Raw genomic sequence first — 19,618 nt, forward strand, 5'->3', positions numbered from 1 at the left:
TGGTTATTTAATGACCGGGGCTTTTGGTAGCCCGTTTCATAAATCAAATCTAAAGAGGTGTTATGCATTAGCACAATTTAGCACTACTACACCAACCATACAGCAGCACTCAATTAACCAAAAAAAGGAATTTTTAGGCCTACATAAGCCCTACAATTAATTCAAAAATAACTGAATATCAGCCGCTTAAACATTTCAACCCAAAACATCACAATTTGTAACGAAAACATTGTTTTTAAGGTGTTTTTTGACGGGCAATATCAATAAGGAATTCGTATAAATTCGTCTCCGGCTTAAGCTGTAGCTTCTTTCTTAAGCGATACCGGCCTACTTCAATGGCTTTAATGGTTACATTCATCAGCTGCGCCATTTCTTTTGAAGAAAGGTTCATCGATAAATAGGCGCAAAACTTTAAATCGTTCTGGCTTAAATCAGGGTATAGGTCTTTGAGTTTATTAAAGAATTCGGTGTTTACATGATTAAAGTGCACACTCATGTGGTCTAGCTCCTGATCCTTTTTTTCTACATCCTTAATCAGCCTGATGAGGTGCCTGAAACTTGGCGAACTTTCATTGAGGTCGTGGTTTTTAATTACCGCCGATATCACTTCTTTAATCTTGGCCAGTACCTTGCCCCGTTGTACCAGGTGCATGGTCATGGTAGAAAGCTCTTTGTTTTTATAATTTACATCAGCCTCCAGCTTTTCGTTCTGCAGCCGCACAATTTCCTTCTCGTTCCTGTCCAGTTCCAGCTGATGCAGGTAACTCATGCGCTCCTGCTCCTTGGTGTGTTTCTTTTTCTGCCATCTGATGATCAGTCTTAAAGCCATCACAATTAAGATGAGGTAAAAAATCCGCATCCATACGGTATTGTACCAGGCTGGCAGCACTATAAAAGTATAACTTACCACCTCAGATTCGTTACTGATGCCAGTACTCGCCTTTACATTAAACGTATATTTTCCGGCTGGTAAATTGGTATAATCTTTTTCGCTTTTCGTCCCCCATGCAGACCATTCGCTATCAAAGCCCATAAGCTGATAACTGAATTTGATGTTCTTATCGTGTTCAAAAAGTGTTGAAGCGTATTCGAAATGGATCGAATTTAAGCTGTACACGTATTCGGGAATCTCGTACAAGTCTTGCCTCTCTGTAATAGCACCCTTATTTACAAAATACCCTCCAAAAACCACACTATCTTTATTTCCCATCAGCTTAACGGTTCCCAGCACCACGTTTGGCCGGGTAATATTCTGAATGTATTTTTGGTAATTGATGTGGTAAGCCCCCTTGTTGGCACCAATAAATATATTTTTGCCATCAGGCGTGTATATCGATTCGAAACCGCCAACCACTTTGCCATTTAGCTCGGGCAGGTATAAAATACTGAAGGCATCTTTTCCATTAGGCCTGTGGAAATCGATTACCCCTACCTTTTTATTGGTTACAAACCAGATGTTACCATCGTTATCCTCTTTAAGATATTGAATAGGGACACCATTTAGTGCCGAACCAAACAATTTAAAGCGGGTAAACTTTTTGCTCGCGGCATTATATTCAAAAACCCCGCTTGTAGTGGCAATTACTACCCTGTTTTTAATGTGGAACACGTAATTATAGAGCTTAGTTGGTAAGCCATCCCGATCAGAAAACAGTGTAGTGCGCAAGATGCTTTTATGATCGGGGTTGAGTTCTATTTTATACACGCCGTGATAGGGGTGCGAAGCCCAGATTTGATCGGGGTTATTATTATCAACTACAATAAAGCGCAGGGTTTCGTTAATGCCGGCAATTTTACCGCCATTAACAAAGCGGCCACCAGTGTAGGTTATTTCCTGCAATCCGGCGTAAGTACCTGCAATTACCTCTTTGCTGGGATAAACATTATCCATGGGTTGGTACATCCAGGTGCCGACCAGGCTATATAGTGGGGTGGCTGTATTATCTTTCACCAGGAGGGTTCCATCCTCGTGGGCCATTAACAGTTGGTTGTTAATTTCATCCAGTCCCCATACCTGCCCTTTGGTGTTCTTTACCTCCTCAAAATTGGCCGGCGAATAGCTTAAATCGGGCATGGCTGCATTAATTTTTGCCCGGTACAAACCATTAGAGGTACCAATATAGATAGATTGATCGTATTTGCGAAAAGCGTAACTCGTTATTTGCTTATTGCGATCAGGAAAAATATTTTTAACCGCACTGTTTATGGCCACATAAGCAATTCCATCATCGAGTGCCAGCCATATATTCTTATCTTTATCAAGCAATATGCCTCTTACGTTATTGTTCTGCAGGCCTTCTTTATAATTGTATTTCTGTACCAGGTCGCCATGCTTGTTCATAATATACACCCCACCCGAAGTGGTGGCCACCCCATATAAATCCGGACTGATTTGCGTGGCAAAATAAATCCTTTCGTTTAAAAAAACCTGATCTAAACTGGTCCTCAAAGGTTTTAGTCGATGGTTAATCACTAAAAAGAATCCTTTTTTTAACATCGAAACCAATAGCGTATCGCCACCATAAGGAAGCACAGCAGTAATACTGGCGCGGTTTAAAACACTATCTGCACAGAATGGCTTCCACATAGCATGATCGTAAATCATCAGGCCCGAATCAGATGACTGCGAAAAAACCTTATCCTTTACAGCCCCCATAAACAGCCAGCTTGTATTGGTTTTATAACTTTTAATTACCCCGTCTTTATAATGCAGAATAGCATGTATCGACCTAAAAAACACCTCATCACGAACAACTGAAACGCCCCAGATATCGGCTAGTTTCCGCATATTTTCGGGCAATAGATTTAACAGCGAGGTATATTTTAAAACACCTTGTGCATTAGGGTAGAAATAACCAAACTCATCTTGCCCGCCAACGTAAATACGGTTTTTAGAATCGATCCCCACCGAACGGACCGAGGTAAAGTTGGGTAACTTAAACAGGTTCCAATAACGGCCGTTAAAAGTAAGCAGCCCCTCATTGTTACCAAAATAGAGGATGCCATTTTTATCCTGCTCTACATCCCAATTTTGAATACCCCCACTATACTGCTCGTTATTGTAGTTTACCACCTGCGGGATTCCCAAAAGCACCTGGGCCTGGGTACAATAAGCAGTCAAAAAGAATAATATAGCGGGTAGAAGTTTCTTCATTTAGTTAGGGAACGGTTAAAACGCAATAATAAATATATAATTTTAATTCCGGTTAGCCGCGTTTACAACTTCAGTGACTTGCGCGTGTCCATGTCATTAAGTTAAGCACTGCGGTCGTCAGTCTGAGCCGTTCAATCGGGGCTAGCTAACAAAAGACAGTACAATAAAACCAAGGAATGCCTTAATACTTTGGTGTGCTAAGGTGCCTAAGGTGGTGAGAAAAGAAGGTTATTTTTTCAAAGCCATGGGCAATTTTTTTTTTAACCATATAAGAAATTTAAGGGCATATAAGCTTATGTGTGCTTATATGTCTTACATGGTAAAATTGATAGTAATCTGTTGGCAGAGAGTTTTAATAAAGAGAGGATATTTGTTTGAGGTGGTGAAAATTTTATCTTTATTTTCTTGGAGCGGCTTACTCGTGGTTCTTGGGTGTGCTCCAGTCCCGCTTTTACTGCAAGTCCTCACTCATTGGACTTCGCTCCGGGCTTTCCGTTCAATCGGGGCTAGCTAACAAAAGACAGTACAATAAAACCAAGGAATGCCTAAATATTTAGGTGTGCTAAGGTGCCTAAGGTGGTGAGAAAAGAAGGTTATTTTTTCAAAGTCGTGTGCAAAAAAATGTTTTTCAACCATATAAGAAATTTAAGGGCATATAAGCTTATGTGTTCTTATATGTCTTATATGGTAAATAATCTATGGGTAACTAAGGTGGTGAACAAAGAACTATTTCAATAAATGTGGCTCCACTGCTTTTCGCCAGATGGCGTAGCCCTTAGCATTCATGTGCAACATATCATCCACAAAAAGTTCGGGTCTTAATTCCCCATCTTTCGTTAACATTAGCCGATAAACATCAACAAATTTCGTGTTGGCTTCTTTAGCTAAAAATTTTTCGATTAATGCATTAGAAGCTACTGCTTTTTCCTTAAATTTATTCCTGCTTGGGCTTGGTTTAATAGAGATGTAAACAATAGGCACCGTTGGCAGTTTTGCCCTAATGGCCTTCACTAAACGGATGGTGCGGTTTAAAACTGTATCTGGTGTTACCTTTTCGTTTGGTAAATCATTCTCCCCCACGTACAGTACAATCTGTTTTGGCTGATATGGAAAAACTACATCCTTTAAATAATAGGTAATATCGTTAATTACCGCACCACCAATACCACGGTTCAAGGCATTGTATTTTGCAAAAATCTGTGTACAATCGTCCCATTTCCGGATGGATGAACTGCCTACAAACAGCACCGGATGAACAGGTGGTTTATACATTTGATCGTATTTTTTAATCGTCTGCACATCATCCCAAAAGTTGGGTTTCTTTTGTGCAAAAGCAGTTACAGTTAAAAACGAAATCAAAAGGAAGCTTAAAAATGATCTTTTCATACGAATAAGGATTTAAGGTTCACAATATACCAATATTGTGTTTTTTACCGTCAATTCAATCAAATTTATTACGCCCGGTTAACCAAAGCTTTGCTCCAGGACTTCCCGAGGGGTCGTCATTGCGAGAAGGCTTTTTCAGCCGACGAAGCAATCTTTATAGCAAGGATTGCTAGCATGATAGATTGCTTCGTCGTTCCTCCTAGCAATGACGATGATAAGAAGAGACCTATTTCTTGCTTCTCTCCAGCTGTCATCCTGAGGGTTAATTAATTATTTAAAATCAATATGAGTGACGTTTAATTTATTTCTTTTGCCCAAGGCGCAGTCTTGCCTCGGCTCACCGCCGCCGAAGGGCTCTTTCTTTTTGGCATCAAAAAGAAACAAAAAATGCCGGCTGAAAATTTTTCTTTCGAAGCTAGTAGGTTGGCTTAGGCAGTGCAACCCGAAAAATTTGTTAGGCCGGATTTAAGCAGAACGGGGATATCGTGCTATGGCCTAGCTGGGTGGAAATACTAAAGAAATAAATTACTGATTAATAACAACTTGCAAAATAACGTCAATGGTAGCGTAGCCGAAGGATCTTTTATGATAGCTTATACTTCAAAAATTAACGATTGGCAGGGTCTTTGACTCCGCTCAGACGGACATATCAGGTTGTTTACACCCGCGCTGTCATCCTGAGCGTAGTCGAAGGATCTTTTATGATAGCTTATACTTCAAAAATTAACGATTGGCAGGGTCTTCGACTCCGCTCAGACGGACAAAAAAATAATTTATCCCTTAAAACCAGCACTAAACCTGTTAAAATCGAACGATAAAGCAGCAATATGTGATAGTTTCTGTTTGGTAGAATGGTCACCATCATCAACCAGATAAACCTCATCAGCATGCCATTCAGAATTACTTTGTGCCGCCGCCCCATCACTTAAATTGCTTACAATCTGGCTAACCAACAACGAGTCGGCCTGTTCGGATTTATGGTTAACAGAAAGATAAATGGAGGTTATAATCGCATTGATCTGGTAAATGGTCGACTGGATACCATACAAGCCATTAAAATCGATATGTTTCCGCATGGGTTCCTGGCTGGCCGATTCAATCGCTTCGCTTAAGGCCGATAAACTTAAATTGGCATTTTTTCGCGCCATACGCGATTGATTTTCATCCCGTTCAACCCGGTTTTGAATGGCAACCTCCAGGTAATGCAGACTGGCTTTAGATGCATTGACAATTTTTGCCTTTAACTGTCGGCTATCCCAAATCGGGAACAAATAGGTAGCAAAAATAGCAATTACACAGCCCAGTACGGTGAAGATAATCCGATCATGCACAATGTGATCGAAATGACCCTGGTAACTGCCCAGGGTTAAAATTACTGCAGGGGTAATACACAATACACTAATGGTATAATTTAAACGGTTAAAGGCATAAAAGCCCAATAAAAAAACCACAGAAAAAGACAACAGCACCACAGGACTTTTAACAAAATAGACGATGATCAGCCCGATGACAACGCCCCCCATACTCCCCTTTAAACGCTGTAAATTCCGTTTCCAGGTGATTGAAAATTTAGGCCGGGCTACAATAACCAGCGTAAGAAAAAGCCAGTAACTGTATTTGCTGGGCTCGAGCTGCCAAATGAGCAAAAAGCCAAACAGGAAACAAATGGCCAGTCGCAGCGAAAACCTGAAAATCGGCGATTTTAAAGTCAGGTGTTCTTTAATCGAAAAGCTATCGCCGGTAATAAATAAAGGATAGGAAATCGATCCGCTCAATTCGCGCAAGTGTTTCGCTGTCGTGCGCTCATTGCCCCTTATCATTTCGATAATGCGCACAATATCGTTCATGTTCGAAACCACTTTCAGTACGATTGATCGCTGGGTTTCGTTTAAACGCTCCATTTCCTGCAACAACATCACGCGTTTCTGATGATATTCCATATTGGTAGCCACCTCACCTTTATAAGCTTTTGCCGAGCGAACGTGCCTGCCCAACTGCTCCAGCTCTTTGGCCAGCAATTCAATTAAGGTGGCAATCAGTTTCAGACTCGGACCAGTAGCCAAAGTTTTTCGAACCAAAGCATAATCATAATGCACCGCATTCAACTGTTCATACAAATCGATCAGTAACCGCGCCCGCTCCAACAATAACTGACCTTTGGGATTATCGGGATTCATGGCATATTTATCGGTAAGCAACAGGTTCCGGATCAGCTCGTGTTTCTGGTTTACCTTAATGTGCAGTTTTATCGCTTCTTTCTGTTGCAGATCGAGCGGAACATCCACATCATAATTCTTCGCTTTGGCATTTAAAAATACCGCGCTGCTCATCAGGCATTCGAAAATGGCATGGTGAAGCGAGCGGTAAGGCCGCAACAAGGTCTGGATCAAACTAATCACATAATACCAAACCCCACCCACCAGCATATAACTGCTAAAATAAAGTGGCCGCGCCGGATGAAGGCCCATTACAAAGGTACATACAATCAAGGCCATGGTGCCAATTAGTGAGAGTTTCTGCCCGTATACGGCAAGCATCGAAAAACTAAAAGCAGCGATAATCACCACAACCGCGGTAAGGTAAACATGATCCAAAACCGATGAAACCACCAGCGTAGTAGCGAAAAAGACGATAATGCTCCACAGCGCTGTTTTCAGTTTGTTCAGCCGGTTATCGGGCAAATCGGTCAGGCTGATTAATAAGGCACCAACCCCTATTCCTTTTGCTGCCTCGGGATTGCCCAGGTAAAAGAATAAAATAATGGGCAATACCACGGTAATGGTGGTGCGCAGGGCATCAGAAAAGTACTCGCCCAAAAAGAAATACGAAATGGTAGAGCCGATGCTGTTTTTACCCATGAATATGTTAATGAATGCTAATAATTGATAAAAGCTGCAAAGATAACAGTTTTATAATGCATGCATAGTAAATAGCTACACAAAACCAGATACCGATTTGTTCTTTGGACTTTAGAAGGGTAATTGCGTGTTCATAACTTAATCTTATCCATCCTAGCGCAAGTCTTAGCGCCCGAGGCCCGTGCAAGAACTTAAGGTGTTTTAAAATAATCCAGAAAAAGCACAAGTCAACCCTACTATTCAATTGGCTAAGACTTGTGTTATATGGAACTCATAAATTAAGAGTCTGTTGCTGTATTAACTGAGTTAACAAGTCTAGCAGATTAAGTATAAGATAAAGGGAGCTTGAGTACAAATCTTATCCTCATAATTTGCAAAATGTATTTAAATACATCAAATAGTTTTTATAATATCTGGAAATTTGCTGACCAGATATTAATGATGGATGTAGATTACATAAAATTTATATATCCAATATAAAAATTAAATATATTTTAAGATGCATTCAATCGGATAAAGATATCTTTTAAATAATAATGACTTTATTAAATGAGTTTAAAAATCTCCCAAAAATGATATCCGTCTTTATCTACCAGGCTTTTTGGATCTGTGTAACCCATTACATTTGTTCCAGGAGTTCCCACTCCATTAATAGTAACATGTTGCGCCGTATCAAGAGAATCAGCACATTTAGTGGCAAAAAAAGGACTATGAGAAGAAAACATAAACTGATCAAATTTTTTCCCTAGAAGAGATTTCAAGAAGGCAAGAATTTCAATTTGATAAACTTGAGAAAGATTAAGTTCAAGTTCTTCTATTATAACTACTTTACTATTTGAATTAAATATTTTAGCTAAAATAAAGAAGAACTGCTGTATACCTGTACCAAAGTTCTTCAGTGGAAATCGCCCCCCCTTATTGCTTAACATGACCTCAACATTTTGATCAAACCTTGAAAAACCGATTTGCGTATCATCTGTAAATGGAAATGAGTCAATGTTTCCTCCCAATTCTTCTAGAGCTTGGGCACTGAACTTGAAACTACTTAAGAAGCTAATCAACTCATTAAATATTTCATATTTATCAGAGTTTATATTTAATTCGTATAGCCAATTCTTAAAATTTTTAGAGTTAAAACGACTATCCCCAGTATTAAACAATTCTTCTGTGAAATTTCTATCAGTATCTATATAACTTACTAAGTTATTAAATAATGACAATATTGATTCACTCTCTTTTCCACTTAAGCCAGATGTATTTTTCTCGAAACTAAATGGAATACTATCTCGAATCTCATAGAAAGTTTTGCCATTGGCTTTCGCATTTGTAACCAAAATCTTTGATCTACTTTCACTTACTGAAGTTATTTCCCCAACCAAGGTAATTGAAGTAGAGCTTTCTCCCAAATAGTCTTCTTTATTTAAAGCTTCATTATTGGATAAAAGCACGTTTGCAACCTCTAAGGTGATTTCGAATGTTATTGGCTCTTTCCTATTGTTCTGTTTGAAAAGAAATGGCGTATCATAGATGTATCCATCATGATAAGAAGTAGTTGTTGAATGGAAAGTCTTAGTATTTGTATTTCTTCCAGTTGGACCTTCATCAATCAGTACTACTGCTTCTCTTTCTTCTTTTGGTTGAAATACAAGCTGCAAGAATTTGAAAATATTTGATTTACCGCTATTATTATATCCAACAAAAAGATTTACATCTCCCAATTCAGAGATAGTTGTATCATATAAGCTCTTGAAATTTTTAACTTTAAGTTCTTTAATTTTTATCATGATTAACTTGTAATTTTTGAAAGGTCATTTATTAGATTATTATATATTTCTAAATTTATTTTATTAGTTTCAACGTACTCAAATAGCACTAAATTCATTTTCAGAAAAGTGTCAAAGTTTTTTTCACGAAACAATGAATAATTTTCATTGATTTTATAAATAGCACCATCTTTTCTAATAGCAGGTAGTGAATCCGTTGTGTCCCAATGACTAGCTTTAAGTTTAAATTCTTTCCCAGAAAAATGGAATAGTTTGTCATAATCACTTACATAACTAGGATTTAATATAATCTCTTTGGCTTCCTGGTTAATTTGTACAGGCGCTGACTGCGGACGAGTAATATCTGTTCTAATGGTAAAACCTTTTTTCTCTAATTGACTAATTTCTTTCTCAAAATTATCTTTCTTTAGATCTTGAATTGTATTAACCTTTGAACTATCCTGACCAGTACTTATAATCTTTTCCGCTTGTCTATAAGCATCTAAATCATATGCTAATTTAGCAAATTTACCTCTAAGAAACTCTTTCATAGCCTCATAATCTGGACTAAAATTGAATTTGTCTCTGGAGACGCTTATCAAATCATTTAATCCATCGAGTACTTGAACCTCGCCAGTAATATGCGGTAACTTTCCGAAAATCCTACCATCCTGTCCAAGACCCAAAGTCGTTCTTTCGCCTACTCCAACATTTAAGTTACGAAAAAGAAGATACCTAGCCTCCGAAGGATTAATTGTATGATAATCAGACATAAAGAAATATTTAAAAGAAATTTCGCCAATCCGGATTGGTTCATGTTGAATTTCTAAGATGTTATCCGCATATGTCTGTCTATAAAGCTGTTGTTTATTTAAATAGACATTAAATGGTATTATTGATTGATCATCTATATACCTATTTAATTGAAGATGCAAGTCTGAATTTGGATGATAGATTAAAGGTAAATACTCTTCCAACTCCCATTTAAGTAGGCTCATTGGATCAAAGTTAAGCTTGGTTTTTCTTCTACTCGCAATTGAATATTCCTTATTGAAATATGCACGAGTAAGTTTACTAAATCCAACCAATCTAATTCTAGTAAATTGCTCGTTAATTCTGCCTTCATCAAGTCTAAGACCTCCAGTAATTGGAATATCATCAACATCCAATGCTCTGAGTGACTCATCAAAATATTCAGTACTAGCTATCGTTGCATAAACGATTTCAGCACTTCCCTTTTTTTTTGTTTCAATAAGATAACGCTCACAAAATGGTAAAACTGACAAAAATCCAACACCAAATTGGCCTACGATTTTTCGGTTCATTTTAGTCGTAGTGTTTTCCTTTTTTCTTGATTTTCCAGCAATACGCAAATAAAAGGCAAAGTCAGATTCATTCATCCCTTTTCCATTATCGGCAACAGTGATGATTTCATTTTCTAAATCGATAGAGATATCCACATTTGAAGCGTCAGCATCATAACTATTAGTTATTAGTTCCCGAATAGCGCTTGGAAAATTGGAGTAAGTTGATCCACTAAGTATCTGAACGATTCTTTTATCAACTGTTATCTTTTTCGGCCACGCGTTTTGTTGATTTGCCATTACAATCCAATAATCAAAACTTCCTCGTTTAGTTCAGAACCATTTTCCTTTCTGGTTAAAGCATATTTATAAGGAAGAGTTACAATATGCGCATTTCCTTTGATTTTTTCTATCAATTCAAATAAATAATTAATTGATGGTATCCCACCAGACTTATAAGATAAAACAATAATGCTTTTCCTAAATTTATATAGAATTTTTTCTAAATCCTCATGTATTGTTGCTTGAACAAATTCATTTACCTCGTTTACCGCTACCAGAGGTCTATTTTTTTTTGAATAATCAATCAAATCTTCCCAATCTTTATAGTTAGCTAAACCTTCTAAAAAGTGATAGCATTTCAAATAGTTTGAAGATTCATTTGAACCTTTTTTACTTATATAAGGGGGATCAAGATAAACTAGATCATAACCATATTCATCAATATCAAATATAGATTTGTTTATAGCTAATGCTCTAAAATCGCTCTTAAAAATATTATTGTTCGCTTCATTTGTAAACTTAATCATCAACTCCTCCAAAGAAGTTTCCCAAGTCGTTTTATTGCCGAAATTTCTTTTTACATCAGCAGTTCTCATATTTAAATTCTTCCTATGAAAAAGATTATAAGGTCTCTTAGAAAGTGTAGATTGGAAAAGAGCATAATAGGCTATTGCTTTCTTGAAAGAATTTTCTTCCTTTGGCTCATTAAAAATATTATTGATGTTATGGACTATTACATCAATTTGTTCATTCTCTTCTTTAAGAAAATAAATGTCTTCGAAATTTTTCGTAACTGTAAAGTTGGATAAACCGATATTCCCTAATGGGTGAAATAAAGTTTTTATCTCTTCATCCAAAATCTTGTATGAATCATTTTCTATGAGTGCCTTACCTATAAAGTGGTTAAATTTGAGTTTATCATTGTATGTCACCGATTTACCCATTTTTTTCATTAAATAGCTAACAGAACCTGTCCCTCCAAATCCATCTAGCGCAGTATGAAAATTAATATTCTTTACATTATTAAATATCCAAGGCAAAATTTTTCTTTTGCTGCCTGAGTATCTTGTTGTAGGGAGTTTTTTAAAATCTATAGTATCTGTTAGAATCATTGTTACAAAGATATCACTTTTTGATTTGATAACAGGAGGTCTTTGAACTTAATAATATTATATATTATTACTTATCTACTGCTCCCTAATCCCATTAATTAGACTTCTTGCTCTAGACACACTCTAGTACAATTTTTAGTACTGAAGATGCTCCCCCCAAATATCAATCTCAATCCTCAGTTCGCAACGATTGTCCGACCAATAACTATTAAAACAGTTATATGTACTGGGCTGTCTTTCAACAGCCCAGTAATATTTCAATCCCTATACCCATCTCTAAAACTATAATGCGTTTGCGCATTACAGATTACATAATCAATAATTTCGATGTTTAGCTTTGCGCAGGTATTAAAACAGGTACTTACAAAAAGTTCATCTAGTGGGTTAACCTTAATGCTTTTCACATCGCAATAGTTTAACACCAATACACCATAAGCATTGCAGGCAACGGCCAAACCTGCCAGTTGCTGTATGCAGTTAATCGGTTTTGCCTGTTGCTTTAGTTTGTGCCAGCAAAAAACCTCGTGGTTGTGGTTTACAAACAGCACATACCAATTGCAGGCTTTACCAGATGATGGTTTGCCGCGAAGCTGTTTTAAAAATTGGGTTGAGTTTTGAGCCAGGTTTACATTAACTGGCTTTTTTAGTGTGCAATAACTAAACTCCAGTTTAGCTAAGGTAATTTGATTTTTTGTTAGATGCATTTCAAAAAAATTAAATAAATGCCTAACTGTGTTCGCGACATAAATATAGTAAAATTTTATAATTAAGCTGCTTAAAAAATGAATTTTATACGCAAAATATTCTGCTAAAAAGATTGCTTCACGCCACCGCAACAGCCCTACCTTTCAGTTCGCAATGACGAAATTTTTCAGACTGATTTCTTCGTGTTCTTGGCGGTAAAACACAACACCATTAAGATTCCCGCATGCGCGAGATCCGATAACTATCGGATGACGAACGAGTGGAGCTTAATATAAGATCAACCCAACTTTGTGTTCTCTGTGCTTCTTTTCTCCGTGACCTTTGTGGTAAAAAAAATGGGCCTAAACTTCCGACCTACTTAACCCGACTCCCGACCAAAAAGATTGCTTCACGCCACCATAACAGCCCTGCCCTTCAGTTCGCAATGACGAAATTTTTCAGACTGATTTCTTCGTTCTATTGGAGGTAAAACACAACACCATTAAGATTCCCGCATGCGCGAGATCCGATAACTATCGGATGACGAACGAATGAAGCTTAATAGAAGACCAACCCAACTTTGTGCCTTTGCGCTCTTTCTCTGTGCCCTTTGCGGTTAAAAGATAATGCGCCAACTTTGACCTCTGACTCCAGACTTTGGACTTTGGACTTTGGACTTTCTCAAAAATCCGCTTGTTTGTAACTAACCTTTTCGTTACCTTAGTCGTATCCCTTTAAACCGAGCGGCTGTTTTGCTACCTGCACGGTTATTAAAAAAATCATCCCTACATTTTATTTACGGGTTTATACCCATAAAATTAACAGGTTATGAAAATGACAGGAATGATTAGGGAACCTCCGCGTTCTGCAAAAAGCTGCAACCGCAGCACAAAAACATTTAAAAATTATCTCTTTTAGCTAAAAAGGGCAAATTACTTCGAAACCTTGCTGCAGTGTGCAGCTACCGATCAAAGTTAGTTTGAAACTTTCATGCAGCGTGTAGTGACCAATCAATTTACTTTGAAACCTCCCTGCAGTGTGCAGCGGCAAATCAAAGTAGCTTTGAAACCCTCCTGCAGGGTGCAGCAGTAAATCAAAATAAAAACATAAAAAACATCAACCATTAAATTAAAACTTATGATTAACTCAATCGTATTACAACCGCTCAGAAACAGCGAGTATATCCAGTTTTTAACCGATATTTTAAACATTGTATCGAAAAACGATCCGAAGGCGCTTAATGTTAGTACGCAGTATGATGCATTGCGCACCGCAACCGACAATGTGGAGAAGCTGTTCAAAATTAGTCAGGCCAGTTTGGTAACTGCCGAGATAGAGACTTTAGATAAACGGCGCGATGATGCCATAAATGGTATTAGCCTGCAGGTACAAAGTTTAGTTTACAGTGCAGATCCGGTAATAAACCAGCACGGCAAAACGTTAAATGCCCATTTGGCGCTATTTGGTAGCAGCATAGCAAGAGAGAATTACCAGAGCGAAACCACCATATTGCGTAATATTGTTAACGATTGGAAAAACAAACCCGAACTGCAAGAGGCGGTAAAGGCCTTAAACCTGGGCAACTGGCTAAACGAGTTAGAATCGGCCAATAACGATTTTAACCAGGCTTATATTAAACGGAATGAAGAACTGGCTGCCGCACCTACCGAAAAGCTGCGCGAGTTACGTAATATTGCCAACAACTTATATTACAAACTGCGTACCCGGATTAATTCTAACTTCGATATTAACGATGGTGCAGAACCCTGGGCCAGTACCGTAAACCTGATTAACCAGCATATTGGAAACTATGCCCTGCTGCAAAACCGCCGCGCAACCACAACAGGAGTAGAACCACCGTTGTTAGGTTAAGTGTTTTAATTAAAAGATGCACACGGATAATCATCGATTTTACAGAATGATATCATCTGTGTGCATTTTTTTTATGTCTTATCTGTGATATGAGGGATAATTTATTTTATAAAAATTGATATGATTGACAGATAAATTATATTAGGTAATATCCCTCGAGAGATCTTCATTCCCAACTTGACTGGGAATCCTAATACAAACGTTTTAAGATTCCCGCATGCGCGAGAATGACGAACAAACGGAAATTAATAGAAGATCAACCCAAATTGTGTCCTCTGCGCCTTTCTCCTGGTGTAATTGCGGTTAAAAAGAAATTACATTCTACTTTAGACTCCCCGACTAATTTACCCTTTCCCAAAACAATTGCCTTTTAAAAGAATTATATAAGTACACCTATAACAATTTGATATGAAAACGAAAATAATAATTTTAATGGCCGCCTTTGGCCTGGCATTATCAGCCTGTAGCGGTAAAAAGGCTGATCAGGAAAACGCTGATAGTATGTATAAGTACACGGATACAAACAAGGTGATTGATAGTGCCAGTACTGATTCTATAGCAGACTCGACCACCAATGCCCCTGCTGATGCAAAAAATTAAAGAAAATGAACAAACAAAAGCGCTCATACTGAAAAGTATGGGCGTTTTTTGTTTTATTAAGGCTAGTGACCCCTCAGGGGTTCGAACCCTGGACCCACAGATTAAGAGTCTGTTGCTCTACCAACTGAGCTAAGAAGTCTTGGTGGATTAAATATAGGATAAAAAGGGAGGAAAGTGAAGATTTACCAAGATCCGATTCTATATTCTGCTCCCTCTACCACTTATAAACTAAAATACTAATTATCTATTTATACAAATTGATTATAAAGAATGGACTATCGTCCAATCCGAATAGTTTTTTACATTTCGTCACTTGAACGGAATTTGTTATTTGAAGATTATTTTTTTAGGTTTGGTAAACTAAAACGCTAATGAATAAATTCATCCTTATTATTGCAGTCGCTATTTTGAGTGGCTGTCAGTCTAATTCTAGGAGAAACGGATTATCCGATACTAGTTTAACAGATAGCAGCATTATTGATTCTACAAAGAAGCCAGTTTATCACGTAACAAAACTAGATTCAGCTAAAATCAAATTCCTTAAGAAAAGCTTCAAAATCACTAAAGATGAGTTCGATGCTAATGAGATGCAATGGGTAAGACCTATCGACGAGCCTCGATATGTAAATAGAAACGGAATCTATAGTTATTTTCAGACAAATAAAGGTGTAGCCAGCAATCTCAGGTTCGTTATTCAATATTACAGTGATGACTGGCTTTTTATTCAAAAATATCAGTTCTCAATTGATGGTAAAGCTTACGAATACATTCCAAGCAAGGTTGAAACAGATAATGGAGATGGTGGAATGATCTGGGAATGGTTCGATGATCAAGCAGATGAAAATTTGAAAACAATCATGGAAGCGATTACTAAGAGTAAAACTACTAAGATCAAAATGGTTGGCAGACAATACTTCGACATCAAAACTGTAACATCAAGACAAAAAGAAAGTATTAGAAAAACATTAGAGCTTTATAAGTTACAAGGAGGATCTTAGCGCTATATTTAGCGCTGTAACTTAATGTTTTTTTGCCTAATTGCTAAACATTTATACTTCAGAAAGTTGTTTTAATCCTAAATGTAAAAAATTAATCCCTTCCGGAGTTCGAACCCTGAATTTGGCCATTTTCGTGACTATTGAGTGGGCTTTTAGTATTCAAAAAAGTGGTATTTTAGGCAGTTGGTCAGCTGAAATTTATAATTAGTTCTTATCATAAGCATTCTAACAAGCTTAGAAACGATACTTTTTAATCCTGCAAGTTCTTCTTTTACCTTGGCAAGTTCAGAAGTAAGCTCCATGGTTTCTAAAAGAGTTGCCTTTTTGGTAACGACTTTCATACTACCCTTACCATGGTAAAACCACTCTTAGCTCATATACCCAATTTAAGATGCAAAATCTTTGCAATTTCAATAGGAATAATATTTTGTTGTTTTCATATTTTTGAACTTGTGGCTGGCTAACGCCAGGCAATGCTCCAAGTTCTTCTTGAAAAAGGTTGTTCGCTTTTGTGATTACTCTTAACCTTTCGGCTTATAGTGTGGGTTTAATTTTTGCTTTCATCGAAGTGTTCTGACTTGATAAATGCTCCATGCATTTCTTTTATTAGTATTTTCTCCATATCACTTTGAGTGATTTGAAATTTTGGGTTTACGTTGGATGAGCTAACACTTGTTTTTTCAAAATCCGATTTTCAGATTCAAGAGGTTTTTCGCTTGGGTTACTTCTAACAATTATCTTTATAAGTTTCTCTATTGCTAATCCTGTATAGTTGTCAATTTACCGTTTCTGAAATAATAATATTTTGCACTAGTTTTATCGTAATTATAATATACCCATTGACTATCATAATAATATGCAGTTTCTGTATTATTTGTACGTGAAGGATCCCCAATGCACATCGAAACCATTGTAGCTGTCATACCAATAACAGGAGTTTCGTAATATAAACCATTTGCTATTTTACTGCCGTATTTTTTTTTCCAGTTCTGAAGTTGATCATCCGGAACTTTAGTTGTGTATTTTTTCAATTCCATCATGTACCTGTTATTTTTAACGAAGCATACATCACTTATAAATACTGTTTCGGATGAATTATAATGCTTTAATTCTGCCTGCCAATACCCATTTTCCCAATAACTGATTGTAATATCTTTAATTCCATCTGCATCAATGTCTTTGATCACTTCAACAACCGGTTTATTACGATTTTTGATGTATATTATTTTACGGATAAATAAAGACTGGCTCTTTATAGTTGGGTTTTCCAATTGCGCCAAAGCAACAAAAGGCAATAACATAATTACGACTAGAATTTTTTTCATTTTCTATCTTCTTTTGTTTATGACTGTTAAAACATTGAATATTTTGTGCAACATCTCCCAAAAATAATATACTTTTCTCTGCCCATTGTTCAGTAGTTAAGTTCTATACATTTGCATTGTACAATTCAACAAAGATAAACATAACAATTAGAAACATATAGCAAATAACTACTAGTATGAAACCATAACAACCACCTACGGTATTCCATCCTCTGCTAGCGCACGCGTACCGCGTGTGAAGTATTGAGTTGCTTTACGCATGAATAAATTCAAACAACTTTTTAAAAATCATAAATACGCAGTAAAGCAACTCGGTATTACCTTAAATGATCCTTGCAGCAATAAAGATCTTGCGAACCTGGAATCAAAACTTAACTTGCTGCTTCCACCAGATCTTATTGATTTCTATAAATTTTGTAATGGATTTGACACCGATGATTTTTTATTTAGGGTAGTTCCAATAGCAGAGACGGTTGATTATCAAGGTGAGTTGAAAAATAATACTTTCCATTTTGCCGAATATATGATTTACAGCGACCAATGGCTAATTGAAATTTACGAAGGAGGTGGCTACGAAATTTTAAATAACAATCATGGCACTCAGGAAATGGCTGTACAGACTACTTCTGTTCTAAAATTTTTGGAAATTTACCTCACTGAAGGTCTTTTTAGCAAATTAGACAACAATAGCTTTTGGGATAGGTTAATTAAAAATCGCAATTAATCTATGATGTGAATATAAGCCAGTTGAAATCATCAACAGATTGCTTCACGCTATCTCACAAGCCCTGGCCTTCCGTTCGCAATGACGTACCGTTTCGCTTTTATAAACCCAAACTTCGAACCTCCACTCCTAACTTCTCAAACCCTCACCAAAATATACCCACTAAACGGTATTGCCTGCCTCATATCCGATTGTGAAATTTGCCAATAACAAACAAACAACAAGGCATGAAAATAAACAAACTACTATTAATGGCAATGCTTGTGCAATTGGTTACTATATCCAATTTAATGGCGCAGGTAAAAAAACCGGCGACCAAAACGGCTGCTCCGGTTAAAACCAAATACGGCGCTTTAGCTGTAGACCGATCAAATGGTTTTTATTATGGTTTTTCATTCGATCAGCCAAACCGGGCAGAAGCCGAGAAGAAAGCGGTTGACGAATGCAACAAACGCGGTGGCGCCTGCAGTATTGTACTTACCTACTCGGGCACAGGTTGTGCCGCCTATCGCACCATAAACGGTAATGTAGGTACCGCATTTGGCTGGGGCATAGCCAAAACGAAAGAAGAAGCTGATGCAATAGCTACCAAAGAATGTTTAAAAAGAAGCGGCGGTATGCAGCCTACTAACTTTGTCTGGACTTGTAATGCAGCACAAGCGGCACCGTTAAAAGAAATATACAATGCCTCGCCTGAAATTACAGGTCCGGTAAAAATTGGCAACCAGGTGTGGACAAGCTCCAATTTAAACGTGAGCACTTATAGAAACGGTGAGCAGATTTATTACGCAGCCAACCAAAAAGAATGGGAAAAAGTAAGCAGGGATAAAATTCCCGCTTATTGTTACCTTAATTTCGACAGCAGCAATGAAAAGAAATACGGAAAGCTGTACAACTTTTATGCGGTTACCGATCGCCGTGGCTTAGCGCCTGCGGGTTGGCATGTGCCCAGCAGTAGTGAGTTTTTAACCCTTATTGCGGCTTTAGGCGGCGAAAAAGTGGCTGGTAAAAAAATGAGGGCAACCACTGGCTGGGACATAAAAGATTCGTACAAATTTGCGCATGGCAATGGCGATAACTCATCAGGCCTCAATTTACTTCACAATGGTAGTGCAGGTGGCGATGAGTATGGTGGCGGAAAATCTTTCCTTTATGGCGTATGGTTAAGCTACTGGTGGTCGGGCAGTACCAAATCAAGTGGCGACAGCTTTGCCTACTACCTTGACTTTAACAAATACAGCGAACCGCGTGTAACCGATTACAGTAAAACTACAGGCGCTGCGGTAAGGTTAGTGAAAGATTAATTGACTGTATCATAGTATTGAAGAGCTTAAAAGTTCGAAATTGCTTACTCAACCGGAAATGATCAAGATTTCCGGTTGATTTTGTTTAGGGGCTAGCCTGGTCGAAGACCAGCCAGAATTGTGCCCTCTGTGCTTTATCTTTGTGTACTTTGTGTTAAAAGCAGCACATAAGCATTAAGATTCCCGCCTGCGCGGGAATGACGACCGCTTTAGTTCTGCGCCCATCACCTTAAATCTGCGGGAAAATATTAA

Annotated in this window: 14 protein-coding genes and 1 tRNA gene; 5 read left to right on the plus strand and 10 right to left on the minus strand. The window is 37.6% G+C overall.

Annotated elements, in window-relative coordinates; all coding sequences use genetic code 11:
• Positions 1-235: 235 nt before the first annotated feature.
• The 7 genes from BCL90_RS10380 to BCL90_RS10410 all read right to left on the minus strand — a co-directional run bounded on the left by BCL90_RS10380 (position 236) and on the right by BCL90_RS10410 (position 12,563).
• The gene (locus BCL90_RS10380; protein ID WP_121283913.1) at positions 236-3,154 is read right to left on the minus strand and encodes a ligand-binding sensor domain-containing protein; all 2,919 of its coding nucleotides are present in this window, start codon (positions 3,152-3,154) and stop codon (positions 236-238) included.
• A 726-nt stretch (positions 3,155-3,880) separates the two neighbouring features.
• The gene (locus tag BCL90_RS10385) at positions 3,881-4,540 is read right to left on the minus strand and encodes a GDSL-type esterase/lipase family protein (protein ID WP_121283914.1); all 660 of its coding nucleotides are present in this window, start codon (positions 4,538-4,540) and stop codon (positions 3,881-3,883) included.
• Positions 4,541-5,313: 773 nt separating this feature from the next.
• Positions 5,314-7,398 carry an FUSC family protein gene (locus BCL90_RS10390; RefSeq protein WP_121283915.1) on the minus strand — a complete coding sequence of 695 codons (2,085 nt, stop codon included), beginning with the start codon at positions 7,396-7,398 and terminating at the stop codon, positions 5,314-5,316.
• A gap of 545 nt (positions 7,399-7,943) precedes the next feature.
• Positions 7,944-9,182 (minus strand): AAA family ATPase, encoded by a 1,239-nt coding sequence (locus tag BCL90_RS10395; RefSeq protein ID WP_121283916.1) that lies wholly within the window; start codon positions 9,180-9,182, stop codon positions 7,944-7,946.
• A gap of 2 nt (positions 9,183-9,184) precedes the next feature.
• Complete coding sequence (locus tag BCL90_RS10400; protein WP_121283917.1) at positions 9,185-10,765, minus strand: ATP-binding protein; 1,581 nt, start codon at positions 10,763-10,765, stop codon at positions 9,185-9,187.
• Positions 10,765-11,859 carry a DNA adenine methylase gene (locus BCL90_RS10405; RefSeq protein WP_121283918.1) on the minus strand — a complete coding sequence of 365 codons (1,095 nt, stop codon included), beginning with the start codon at positions 11,857-11,859 and terminating at the stop codon, positions 10,765-10,767. Before BCL90_RS10405 ends, BCL90_RS10400 begins: the two co-directional genes overlap by 1 nt.
• Positions 11,860-12,116: 257 nt before the next feature.
• Positions 12,117-12,563 carry a hypothetical protein gene (locus BCL90_RS10410; RefSeq protein ID WP_134380451.1) on the minus strand — a complete coding sequence of 149 codons (447 nt, stop codon included), beginning with the start codon at positions 12,561-12,563 and terminating at the stop codon, positions 12,117-12,119.
• A gap of 1,117 nt (positions 12,564-13,680) precedes the next feature.
• On the opposite strand from BCL90_RS10410, the gene BCL90_RS10415 reads away from it, so the two are divergent.
• Together BCL90_RS10415 and BCL90_RS25410 are read left to right on the plus strand one after the other, a co-directional pair.
• Positions 13,681-14,415 carry a DUF6261 family protein gene (locus BCL90_RS10415; protein ID WP_121283920.1) on the plus strand — a complete coding sequence of 245 codons (735 nt, stop codon included), beginning with the start codon at positions 13,681-13,683 and terminating at the stop codon, positions 14,413-14,415.
• A gap of 408 nt (positions 14,416-14,823) precedes the next feature.
• Complete coding sequence (locus BCL90_RS25410; RefSeq protein ID WP_134380448.1) at positions 14,824-15,015, plus strand: hypothetical protein; 192 nt, start codon at positions 14,824-14,826, stop codon at positions 15,013-15,015.
• A gap of 66 nt (positions 15,016-15,081) precedes the next feature.
• On the opposite strand, the gene BCL90_RS10420 is transcribed toward BCL90_RS25410, so the two are convergent.
• Positions 15,082-15,154, minus strand: a tRNA-Lys gene (locus BCL90_RS10420).
• Positions 15,155-15,386: 232 nt separating this feature from the next.
• Here BCL90_RS10420 and BCL90_RS10425 point away from each other — a divergent pair.
• On the plus strand, positions 15,387-16,013 hold the full coding sequence (locus BCL90_RS10425; protein WP_121283921.1) for a hypothetical protein: 627 nt from the start codon (positions 15,387-15,389) through the stop codon (positions 16,011-16,013).
• A gap of 152 nt (positions 16,014-16,165) precedes the next feature.
• Here BCL90_RS10425 and BCL90_RS10430 read toward each other — a convergent pair whose 3' ends face one another.
• Together BCL90_RS10430 and BCL90_RS10435 are read right to left on the minus strand one after the other, a co-directional pair.
• Positions 16,166-16,354 carry a hypothetical protein gene (locus tag BCL90_RS10430; protein WP_121283922.1) on the minus strand — a complete coding sequence of 63 codons (189 nt, stop codon included), beginning with the start codon at positions 16,352-16,354 and terminating at the stop codon, positions 16,166-16,168.
• Positions 16,355-16,771: 417 nt separating this feature from the next.
• The gene (locus BCL90_RS10435; RefSeq protein WP_121283923.1) at positions 16,772-17,338 is read right to left on the minus strand and encodes a hypothetical protein; all 567 of its coding nucleotides are present in this window, start codon (positions 17,336-17,338) and stop codon (positions 16,772-16,774) included.
• A gap of 259 nt (positions 17,339-17,597) precedes the next feature.
• Between BCL90_RS10435 and BCL90_RS10440 the strand changes: the two genes are divergently transcribed.
• Both BCL90_RS10440 and BCL90_RS10445 read left to right on the plus strand, forming a co-directional pair.
• Positions 17,598-18,062 (plus strand): SMI1/KNR4 family protein, encoded by a 465-nt coding sequence (locus BCL90_RS10440; RefSeq protein WP_121283924.1) that lies wholly within the window; start codon positions 17,598-17,600, stop codon positions 18,060-18,062.
• A gap of 227 nt (positions 18,063-18,289) precedes the next feature.
• Positions 18,290-19,366 carry an FISUMP domain-containing protein gene (locus BCL90_RS10445; protein WP_121283925.1) on the plus strand — a complete coding sequence of 359 codons (1,077 nt, stop codon included), beginning with the start codon at positions 18,290-18,292 and terminating at the stop codon, positions 19,364-19,366.
• Positions 19,367-19,618: the final 252 nt, after the last annotated feature.

The sequence above is a fragment of the Pedobacter alluvionis genome (assembly GCF_003664035.1).
In the GTDB taxonomy this organism is placed as follows: domain Bacteria; phylum Bacteroidota; class Bacteroidia; order Sphingobacteriales; family Sphingobacteriaceae; genus Pedobacter; species Pedobacter alluvionis.

What these genes read in the sequence shown, in the direction of transcription:
- BCL90_RS10380 (WP_121283913.1), bottom strand. Translation starts at nt 3,154, where the DNA reads ATGAAGAAACTTCTACCCGCTATATTATTCTTTTTGACTGCTTATTGT.
- BCL90_RS10385 (WP_121283914.1), bottom strand. Translation starts at nt 4,540, where the DNA reads ATGAAAAGATCATTTTTAAGCTTCCTTTTGATTTCGTTTTTAACTGTA.
- BCL90_RS10390 (WP_121283915.1), bottom strand. Translation starts at nt 7,398, where the DNA reads ATGGGTAAAAACAGCATCGGCTCTACCATTTCGTATTTCTTTTTGGGC.
- BCL90_RS10395 (WP_121283916.1), bottom strand. Translation starts at nt 9,182, where the DNA reads ATGATAAAAATTAAAGAACTTAAAGTTAAAAATTTCAAGAGCTTATAT.
- BCL90_RS10400 (WP_121283917.1), bottom strand. Translation starts at nt 10,765, where the DNA reads ATGGCAAATCAACAAAACGCGTGGCCGAAAAAGATAACAGTTGATAAA.
- BCL90_RS10405 (WP_121283918.1), bottom strand. Translation starts at nt 11,859, where the DNA reads ATGATTCTAACAGATACTATAGATTTTAAAAAACTCCCTACAACAAGA.
- BCL90_RS10410 (WP_134380451.1), bottom strand. Translation starts at nt 12,563, where the DNA reads ATGCATCTAACAAAAAATCAAATTACCTTAGCTAAACTGGAGTTTAGT.
- BCL90_RS10415 (WP_121283920.1), top strand. Translation starts at nt 13,681, where the DNA reads ATGATTAACTCAATCGTATTACAACCGCTCAGAAACAGCGAGTATATC.
- BCL90_RS25410 (WP_134380448.1), top strand. Translation starts at nt 14,824, where the DNA reads ATGAAAACGAAAATAATAATTTTAATGGCCGCCTTTGGCCTGGCATTA.
- BCL90_RS10425 (WP_121283921.1), top strand. Translation starts at nt 15,387, where the DNA reads ATGAATAAATTCATCCTTATTATTGCAGTCGCTATTTTGAGTGGCTGT.
- BCL90_RS10430 (WP_121283922.1), bottom strand. Translation starts at nt 16,354, where the DNA reads ATGAAAGTCGTTACCAAAAAGGCAACTCTTTTAGAAACCATGGAGCTT.
- BCL90_RS10435 (WP_121283923.1), bottom strand. Translation starts at nt 17,338, where the DNA reads ATGAAAAAAATTCTAGTCGTAATTATGTTATTGCCTTTTGTTGCTTTG.
- BCL90_RS10440 (WP_121283924.1), top strand. Translation starts at nt 17,598, where the DNA reads ATGAATAAATTCAAACAACTTTTTAAAAATCATAAATACGCAGTAAAG.
- BCL90_RS10445 (WP_121283925.1), top strand. Translation starts at nt 18,290, where the DNA reads ATGAAAATAAACAAACTACTATTAATGGCAATGCTTGTGCAATTGGTT.